Origin of the sequence: Rhizobacter sp. (assembly GCF_031412075.1) — a bacterium.
Lineage (GTDB): Bacteria > Pseudomonadota > Gammaproteobacteria > Burkholderiales > Burkholderiaceae_C > Rhizobacter.
Map to the genome: position 1 here is coordinate 1 of NZ_JANOCG010000356.1, position 7,020 is coordinate 7,020.

The window sequence follows — 7,020 nt, forward strand, 5'->3', positions numbered from 1 at the left end:
CATCGCGCTGGCGGTGCTGGTCTGGGTCGCTTCAGCCCTGTATGAAGGGGGTGCGCCGTGAGCACCGACATCATTGAAGCAACACCCACTGCGGTCGCAACGATGCCGGTTCGCTCCGTGTCCACGGCCGACCGACTGCTCGAGCTGGCAGTGCAGCAGGGCGCGGACCTCGACAAGCTCGAGCGCTTGATGGACCTGAAGCAGCGCCACGATGCTGACGTGGCGCGCGCGGCCTACAACGTTGCCTTTGCTGCCTTCAAGGCCGAGGCCGTCAAGATCGTGCGCAACCGCAAGGTCACGGACGGCCCGCTGAAGGGCAAGAGCTACGCCGAGCTGCATGCTGTCGTCAACGCCATCACGCCCGCGCTCTCAAAGCACGGCCTGAGCATGAGCTGGCGCATCACGAAAGACGAGCGCGACTGGCTCGAAGTGACTTGCACGCTCAAACATGAGGCTGGCCACATCGACGCCGTATCGATGGGTGGCCCGCCCGACACCGGCGGCGCCAAGAACGCTATCCAGGCAAGGGCCAGCACGGTGAGCTACCTCGAGCGCTACACCGCCAAGGCCATCACCGGCCTGAGCGAGCAGGACGACGACGACGACGGCCAGGGCGGCGCGAGGCACGCCGACATCAGCGCGCTGCTGGTTGGCCTGGGCGCCATGACGACTGACGCGACAGCGCTTTCGTACTGGAACACCCACAAGGTGCAGTTGGCCGGCGACAAGGCGGCTTCCGACGCCTTCAAGAAGGCCGTGGTCGAGCACCGCATCAACCTGAAGCGGGGTGCACCATGAGTGCCAGCATTGAGTGGAGCCTGGCGCCGCAGGGCAGCGATGAATGGCTCGAGATCCGCCGTGGCTGTGTCACTGGTTCGATCGCCGACATTGCGCGCGACCGATCGGACGGCCTCACAAAGCAGCAGCGCATCTACGTCAACGCCCGCAAGTCGGGATACAGCGAAGCGGCGGCGATGGAGCTGGCTGAATACAAGGCCAAGCCCAAGGGCGAGAACGTGGAACAGGCCATTCGCGGCGAACTGCCGTTTGTCTGGAGCGCCCCCGCGCTCCTGAAAGCCCGCGACCTGGCGCGCGAGCGCGTGGGCGGCAAGCCGCTGGAGATTTACACCAATGCGGCCATGCGCCTGGGTACAGCCGAAGAACCAAAGGCCCGCGAAGCCTACGAAGACCGCACCGGCTTTCTTGTCGAGGAGGTGGGGTTTGCATACACCAGCGACCGCCGCTTTGGCTGCAGCGTGGACGGCATCGTGCACATGCCAGACCCCGGGCCGCGCCCGTGGCTGTGGGAGTGCAAGACGATCGTTTCGAGTGACTTGCTGTTCAAGGCCGTGCTGGACGGCGACATCAGCGAGTGGCTTGGACAGTGCACCTTCAACACCTGGCTGTTGACCGCCGCCGGGGTGCGCTTGTACCTGCATGTGTGGGATCTGCCCGAGCTCTCGCGCGAGTTCGTGCTGCCACGCGACGAGGCGGCGATTGAAGCGCTGGAAGTCGATGTGGTGGCCTTCGAGCGGCTGGTCGACGCCAACGAGCAGATGCTGCTGAAGGCGATGAACCTGCCGTGGAACGAACCAGCGGCGCCCGCCGAAAGCACCCCCCCGTGGTCCGTCGAGCCGGCCCAGCCTGCGCCGATGGCCGCCCCAGCCCTGCCTGACAACATTTTTGCTTGAGGACCATCATGTACGACACCCCTCTCCCAACCATCGAGGAGCCGCGCGCTGCGGTGCCGGCCACCATCGCACCGCCCGCCATGCTGGCGCCCGTCAGCATCAAGGCCACAGTGCTGGCTCAGTTCGCGGCCGCCGAGGCCACGCTGACCACGCTGGCCGCCAAGTACCGCGACGTCGCCTTTGACGTCACCAGCACCAAAGGCCTGGCCGAAGCCAAGGCGGCCCGGCTGGATCTGCGCGAGAACGGCCGCTTCATGGTCGAACGCGCCGAGAAGCGCGTGAAGGCCGACGTGAACGATCTCAAGCGCGTCATGGCCGACGAGGTTGACCGCCTGGTGAAGATCACGCGCCCAACCGAAGACGCCATCCACGCGCAGATCGAGGCCGAGGAAACGCGCAAGACTGCAGAAAAGGCCGAGCGCGAGCGCCTGGCCGCCGAGCGCGCGGCCAAGTTCAACGCGCAGCTGGACTTCATCCGCGGCTACGCCAAGGCTGCGGCCGGCCTGCCGTCGGCCACCATCGCCAAGGGCATCGTCGCACTCACGGCCATGACGTTCGGCCCCGAGTGGGAAGAATTCGCCGGCGCCGCCGAAGAAACACGCGGCCTGACCTTGAGCGTGCTGCGAACCATGCACGACGCTGCAGCGCAGCGCGAGGCCGATGACGCCGAGCGCGAGCGCCAGCGCGCCGAGAACGCCCGCGTCGCGGCCGAGCTGGCCGAGCAGCGCAAGCAGCTGCAGGCGCAGCAGGCAGAGCTGAAGCGCCAGGCGGACGCGCTGGCCGCGGCGCGGGCTGTCGCCGAGCAAGAAGCCTTGCGCGCAGCCATCGAGACAGTCAACGCTGTCGAGAGTCTGCCCGCGGTCGAGCAGGCCGACCCGGATCTGGGGGAGGTCGAGCTGCCCGAGGTCATCGTCGCGCGCGTGCCTTTGCCTGACGTTGAAGTGATGCCCGAGGCGCCGATGCCGCTGTACCTCGAGCTGGGCGACATCGAGGCCCTGCTGGGCTTCCCGCTGTCTCGCCAGTTCATCACGAACGTGCTGGGCATTTCGCCCAGCGCCACCGACGGCGACGAGCCTTTGTTCAACCCCTCCCAGTGGCGCGACATCCTCGACGCGCTGCTGGCCCATGTCTCCAACCTGAAAAAGAGCATCTGATGTCACTCCAAATGTTTGGCCTGGCCCGACTGGGCCGGGATCCTGAAATGCGCTCCACCACAGACGGCAAGAACGTGTTGGGCATGTCTCTGGCCTTCACCGTCTTCGTGAAGCGGGAGAAGGTAACCACCTGGGTCGATGCGTCGATGTGGGGCAAGCGCGCTGAAACGGTCGAGGCGTACCTGCAAAAAGGCGGCATGGTCAGCGTCACGCTCGAAGACGTGCACCTCGAGGCCTACAACAAGGCTGACGGCACGCCGCAGACAAAGCTGGTCGGCCGCGTCACATCGCTGGACCTGGCCGGCAGCCCCAGCCAGCGCGAGGCCGCACCGCCCCCGCCGCCACCCCCGCCCGTGCGCCGCCCGCCGCCGCCCGCCGCGAAGGGCGCCTTCGATGACATGGACGACGACATCCCTTTTGCCTCGTCCTGCCCATCGTTCGACATGGCCACGCTGGCGCAGCGCAAGATGAAACGCTACAGGGGGGTGCGATGAAGCCGTGTTTCAAATGCGGCTGCATCAAGCCTCTGAGTGATTTCTACGCTCACCCAGCAATGGCCGACGGTCGGTTGAACAAGTGCAAGGTTTGCGCGAGAGCCGACGTGAAAAGTCACCGCGCGATGAACGTCGAAAAGGTGCGCGCCTACGACGCTGCCCGCAGCAAGACGGCCTCGCGGGTAGCCCACGCCAGCCGCGTGTCCCGCGCGTGGGCTCACAAGCACCCGGAGGGCCGTGCTGCGCAGGTCGCCGTCGGCAATGCCGTGCGCGATGGTCGGCTGACGCCCTGGCCCTGCGAAGTCTGCGGCGACAAGGCCCACGCGCATCACCCGCACTACGGCGCTCCTCTCTTGGTCACTTGGTTGTGCCCGCCTCACCACAAGGCAGCCCACCACGTCACCGAACCTTCAACCGCAACCACCTGAACCAAATGGACGACAACAACAAACCTTTTGCCTGCGATGCGCAGGACGCGCAAGAGCTCAACGCGGCCGAGTCGATCGAGCTGCTGCGCCGCTTGCTGGCACTGGCCGTGCACAAGCTGGGCGGCCAGCTGATCGTGGAAGAACACGATCTGGGCGGCCTGGCGCTGGCCGTGGGCGAGCTGCCCGACGGCCGCATGGCGGCGCAGCTGGTGCCCAACATCGACCCGGCCGAGCTGGAGCAGCAGGCCGTCGAAGCCACCGGCGCCGAGAGCCCGTAATGCACCTGCAGCTGCTGGCACCCGACGACGCGGCCGAGCTGCTTGGCTGCACGGCCGTGTCTGTCACGGATCTGCTGCAATCGGGCGTCCTGCCCGGGGTGATGTTCGGGCGCCGCGGGCGGATCCCCGCCGCTGCGCTCGACGCGCGGCTCAACGAGCTGGCGCTGCAAGAAGCCGAGAAGCGCCGCGGCCAGGCCGCCATCACGCCGACAACAGCGTTGCCGCCCTGGGGTGTCACGGTGCTGCCCACGCGGCGCCGTGCTGCCCCACCTTTGACCTGATTCAACCCAAAGAGGAACCATGAGCAAACCACTCACAGACACGCTGCGCATGCTTGGATCTGATCGCCAAGGTGCGCACCGGGCTGCAGGCCGACATCATGCTGCACATGGGCAGCTGCACCTGATCGCGCGTCACTGATCTTCAACCGGGGGCCTGGTGCCCCCACCTTGAAAGCTGAACATGAACCGCATCGAATCCCCCCGCACCGACGACAACGCCATCGAGCAAGAGATCAAGGACAAGGGCCTCACGGCGCCGCGCGTCACGCCTGACGACATCACAGACAGCATCCTGTCGGCCTACTTCTTCACGGCCCTCGAAGCCGCCGACCGCACATGCAACCTGGTGCGCGCCTGCGATCAGGTGCCCCTGAGCTTGTTGACGCTCTGCGTCTTGACGCTGCGCAACGGCTTCACCGTCACCGGCGAGAGTGCGTGCGCCAGCCCCGAGAACTTCGACCCCGAGCTGGGCAAGAAAATCGCACGCGCAAACGCGGTGCAGAAGATCTGGCCGCTGATGGGTTACGCGCTTAAGGAGAAGCTGGCCAATGCGGCGCCAGTGTCGGCGCCCAGCAATGGCACCATGACTGTCTTCCGTGGTGGTGGTGCACGCGCTCACGCGGGGCTGACCATGCCACTGAACACCGCCGAAGGCCGGCAGCAGCGCGGCCTGGGCGAGCTGGTGGATCAGGCGCGCGAGCTGGCGGCAGCTGCGGAAGCTGGCAACGTATGAGGATCGACACAACCCGCGAGCAGCGGCGCGAGCTGGCCCGCCTGAACGCGAAGCTGCCAAAGACGTTGCAGCTGGTGGCGCGAACCGAGTGGCCACTGCACCTGCAGTCGTCCCCCGTCGCGCGCCTGTGGCGCAGCCAAGACTTTCTCGTTCAAGAGTACGTCGAGCCGCCGCCGCTGCGCAGGGGCAGCAGCGATGATCTCTTATGACACCGAGCGCGTGCGGTTTGAGCGCGACTTCAAGCCGAAGCTGGCGAGACTGATCGCGGAATCATTCCCCGGCTGGAAGTTCAAGGCCGCCATCCAAGAAGCTCAGATCAACCGGATGGGCGAGAGAGTCTTCCAGCTGCAAGTCACGCTGGTGGATGGCATCTTCGGCTTAGAGCTGGAGGTCATGCAGCCCAAAGCCTCTCTGCCAGATCCTCGGCCCTGAAGCTGGCATAGCGCTCCATCATCCGGCTGCCAGGCGCCCAGCCCATGATGCGCGGCACCTCCTCGGCGCGCAGCAGCCAGCCACCAGCTGCATCGCGCGCCTCAAGCCACCGACAGGTGGCCTCGTGCCGAAGATCGTGCTCCGTCAGGCCCCCGCACCCCGCATAGCTGAACAGCGACGCGAAGCGCGCCGACAGCCGGCCGGTCACGGCATCGAGCTGGGTGTCGTCGCCATCCCAAAACGGCAGCAGCAGGCCGGTGCGGCCATCAAGCCACGGCACCAGCTGCGCGTGCAGCTCGCGCCGGATGGGCACATGCCGGATCTTCTGCCGCCCGCGGCGCTGCTTCGAGCTGCGCACGGTCAGCACGCAGCGCGCTAGGTCCACGTCGGCGCACCGCAGCCGGTAGCCCTCGCGCAGCCGCACGCCGGTGTGAAGCACCAAGCTGAACAGAAGGTGAAACGCCGGGTCGGGCTCTAGGCCACGCTCACGGTCTGGCCGCTTGACGCCGGCCAGCGCGGCCTCGATGCGCTCGAGCTCGCCAGGGTTCAGGCGCCGGTCGCGCTCCTCGTCGTGCTTGGCCTCGCCGCCGGCCTCCTTGGTCAGCTTCTCATCCTCGTGGCTGTAGACCGAGTAATCGCTGGCCAGTAGGCGCAGCGGGTTGCTCCACTGCAGCGCCGGGTGCTGGCGAAGGTGCCAGTCCAGCGCGCGGCGCAGCGAGCCCACGCGCTTGCGGATGGTGCCGGGCGCCAGGTTACGCTGCACCTTCAGCGACTGTATCCACGCCTCGGCCCAGCTGATCGTGACGTCCACCAGCGCAACGCGGCCCTGCTCCTCGATCAGCAGCTCGAGCACGGGCCGGTCGGTGGTGGCGGGCTTGCCGGTGGCCAGCCAGGCGCGCAGCACGCTGGCCAGGCCCTGCGTTGGCAGCATCGGCGGGCGCAGGCCCTCGGGCACGATGCCACGCTGCAGCAGCTGGTCGGCCTGGCTGCCGTACTCCTGGGCCTGCTGTTCGGTGCTGAAAGTGAAATACCTGGCCTTCGGCAGCAGGCGGTGGCGGATCGTCACCTCCCACGCGCCGGCCGGTGTGCGTCGCACGCTTGCCATGTCGGGTTCCTTCGTCGGGAACCAGAGGGTAGCCAGATCGAGGCCAGTTGTCACTCATCTTGACGGACCCGACGGACATCCATGCGTGGTTAAACCACGCAAGCGAGCCTATTCGGGGTGGTTTCGAGGCCATCCGAGGCCCGGAAACGACGAAGCCCCAACTGGCGGGGCTTCGTAAGTGCCTGATTTAACAGGCTTTTGGTGGAGGCGCGACCCGGAGTCGAACCGGGCTAGACGGATTTGCAATCCGTTGCATAACCGCTTTGCTATCGCGCCGTGGCCTGACCTGATGCTATTTTCAGCCAAAAAGAAGGGAAGCCGCAGCTTCCCTGTCTTTGAAATGTGGAGCGGGATAAGAGACTCGAACTCTCGACCTATACCTTGGCAAGGTATCGCTCTACCAACTGAGCTAATCCCGCATGTT

At 66.4% G+C, this 7,020-nt stretch carries 11 protein-coding genes and 2 tRNA genes; 10 read left to right on the forward strand and 3 right to left on the reverse strand.

The window, feature by feature from the left end:
- The first annotated feature begins 102 nt into the window (after nucleotides 1-102).
- From RMO40_RS13220 to RMO40_RS13265, 10 genes are all read left to right on the forward strand, one after another.
- On the forward strand, nucleotides 103-798 hold the full coding sequence (locus tag RMO40_RS13220) for an ERF family protein (protein WP_309721856.1): 696 nt from the start codon (nucleotides 103-105) through the stop codon (nucleotides 796-798).
- Complete coding sequence (locus RMO40_RS13225; protein WP_309721859.1) at nucleotides 795-1,691, forward strand: YqaJ viral recombinase family protein; 897 nt, start codon at nucleotides 795-797, stop codon at nucleotides 1,689-1,691. The genes RMO40_RS13220 and RMO40_RS13225 overlap by 4 nt, the downstream gene beginning before the upstream one ends.
- A gap of 8 nt (nucleotides 1,692-1,699) precedes the next feature.
- Nucleotides 1,700-2,845 (forward strand): hypothetical protein, encoded by a 1,146-nt coding sequence (locus RMO40_RS13230; protein ID WP_309721862.1) that lies wholly within the window; start codon nucleotides 1,700-1,702, stop codon nucleotides 2,843-2,845.
- A gap of 11 nt (nucleotides 2,846-2,856) precedes the next feature.
- Complete coding sequence (locus RMO40_RS13235; RefSeq protein WP_309721889.1) at nucleotides 2,857-3,339, forward strand: single-stranded DNA-binding protein; 483 nt, start codon at nucleotides 2,857-2,859, stop codon at nucleotides 3,337-3,339.
- A 107-nt stretch (nucleotides 3,340-3,446) separates the two neighbouring features.
- On the forward strand, nucleotides 3,447-3,767 hold the full coding sequence (locus tag RMO40_RS13240) for a hypothetical protein (protein ID WP_309721865.1): 321 nt from the start codon (nucleotides 3,447-3,449) through the stop codon (nucleotides 3,765-3,767).
- A 5-nt stretch (nucleotides 3,768-3,772) separates the two neighbouring features.
- On the forward strand, nucleotides 3,773-4,045 hold the full coding sequence (locus RMO40_RS13245; RefSeq protein ID WP_309721868.1) for a hypothetical protein: 273 nt from the start codon (nucleotides 3,773-3,775) through the stop codon (nucleotides 4,043-4,045).
- Nucleotides 4,045-4,326, forward strand: coding sequence for an excisionase family DNA-binding protein (locus tag RMO40_RS13250; RefSeq protein WP_309721870.1), 282 nt, complete (start codon nucleotides 4,045-4,047; stop codon nucleotides 4,324-4,326). Before RMO40_RS13245 ends, RMO40_RS13250 begins: the two co-directional genes overlap by 1 nt.
- A gap of 181 nt (nucleotides 4,327-4,507) precedes the next feature.
- Nucleotides 4,508-5,059, forward strand: a complete 552-nt coding sequence (locus tag RMO40_RS13255) for a Gp49 family protein (RefSeq protein WP_309721873.1) — start codon at nucleotides 4,508-4,510, stop codon at nucleotides 5,057-5,059.
- Nucleotides 5,056-5,268, forward strand: a complete 213-nt coding sequence (locus tag RMO40_RS13260) for a hypothetical protein (protein WP_309721876.1) — start codon at nucleotides 5,056-5,058, stop codon at nucleotides 5,266-5,268. Before RMO40_RS13255 ends, RMO40_RS13260 begins: the two co-directional genes overlap by 4 nt.
- On the forward strand, nucleotides 5,255-5,491 hold the full coding sequence (locus RMO40_RS13265; protein WP_309721883.1) for a hypothetical protein: 237 nt from the start codon (nucleotides 5,255-5,257) through the stop codon (nucleotides 5,489-5,491). The genes RMO40_RS13260 and RMO40_RS13265 overlap by 14 nt, the downstream gene beginning before the upstream one ends.
- Here the strand turns inward: RMO40_RS13265 and RMO40_RS13270 are convergent.
- The 3 genes from RMO40_RS13270 to RMO40_RS13280 all read right to left on the reverse strand — a co-directional run bounded on the left by RMO40_RS13270 (nucleotide 5,451) and on the right by RMO40_RS13280 (nucleotide 7,015).
- The gene (locus RMO40_RS13270; protein WP_309721886.1) at nucleotides 5,451-6,596 is read right to left on the reverse strand and encodes a tyrosine-type recombinase/integrase; all 1,146 of its coding nucleotides are present in this window, start codon (nucleotides 6,594-6,596) and stop codon (nucleotides 5,451-5,453) included. The two genes, RMO40_RS13265 and RMO40_RS13270, sit on opposite strands and share 41 nt — an antisense overlap.
- A 202-nt stretch (nucleotides 6,597-6,798) precedes the next feature.
- Nucleotides 6,799-6,872, reverse strand: a tRNA-Cys gene (locus tag RMO40_RS13275).
- A gap of 67 nt (nucleotides 6,873-6,939) precedes the next feature.
- Nucleotides 6,940-7,015: transfer RNA gene (locus RMO40_RS13280), tRNA-Gly, on the reverse strand.
- Nucleotides 7,016-7,020: the final 5 nt, after the last annotated feature.

Bases quoted from the DNA above. Each gene is read 5' to 3' on its own strand.
- RMO40_RS13260 (WP_309721876.1), top strand. From the start codon at position 5,056: ATGAGGATCGACACAACCCGCGAGCAGCGGCGCGAGCTGGCCCGCCTG.
- RMO40_RS13225 (WP_309721859.1), top strand. From the start codon at position 795: ATGAGTGCCAGCATTGAGTGGAGCCTGGCGCCGCAGGGCAGCGATGAA.
- RMO40_RS13235 (WP_309721889.1), top strand. From the start codon at position 2,857: ATGTTTGGCCTGGCCCGACTGGGCCGGGATCCTGAAATGCGCTCCACC.
- RMO40_RS13220 (WP_309721856.1), top strand. From the start codon at position 103: ATGCCGGTTCGCTCCGTGTCCACGGCCGACCGACTGCTCGAGCTGGCA.
- RMO40_RS13250 (WP_309721870.1), top strand. From the start codon at position 4,045: ATGCACCTGCAGCTGCTGGCACCCGACGACGCGGCCGAGCTGCTTGGC.
- RMO40_RS13245 (WP_309721868.1), top strand. From the start codon at position 3,773: ATGGACGACAACAACAAACCTTTTGCCTGCGATGCGCAGGACGCGCAA.
- RMO40_RS13255 (WP_309721873.1), top strand. From the start codon at position 4,508: ATGAACCGCATCGAATCCCCCCGCACCGACGACAACGCCATCGAGCAA.
- RMO40_RS13230 (WP_309721862.1), top strand. From the start codon at position 1,700: ATGTACGACACCCCTCTCCCAACCATCGAGGAGCCGCGCGCTGCGGTG.
- RMO40_RS13265 (WP_309721883.1), top strand. From the start codon at position 5,255: ATGATCTCTTATGACACCGAGCGCGTGCGGTTTGAGCGCGACTTCAAG.
- RMO40_RS13270 (WP_309721886.1), bottom strand. From the start codon at position 6,596: ATGGCAAGCGTGCGACGCACACCGGCCGGCGCGTGGGAGGTGACGATC.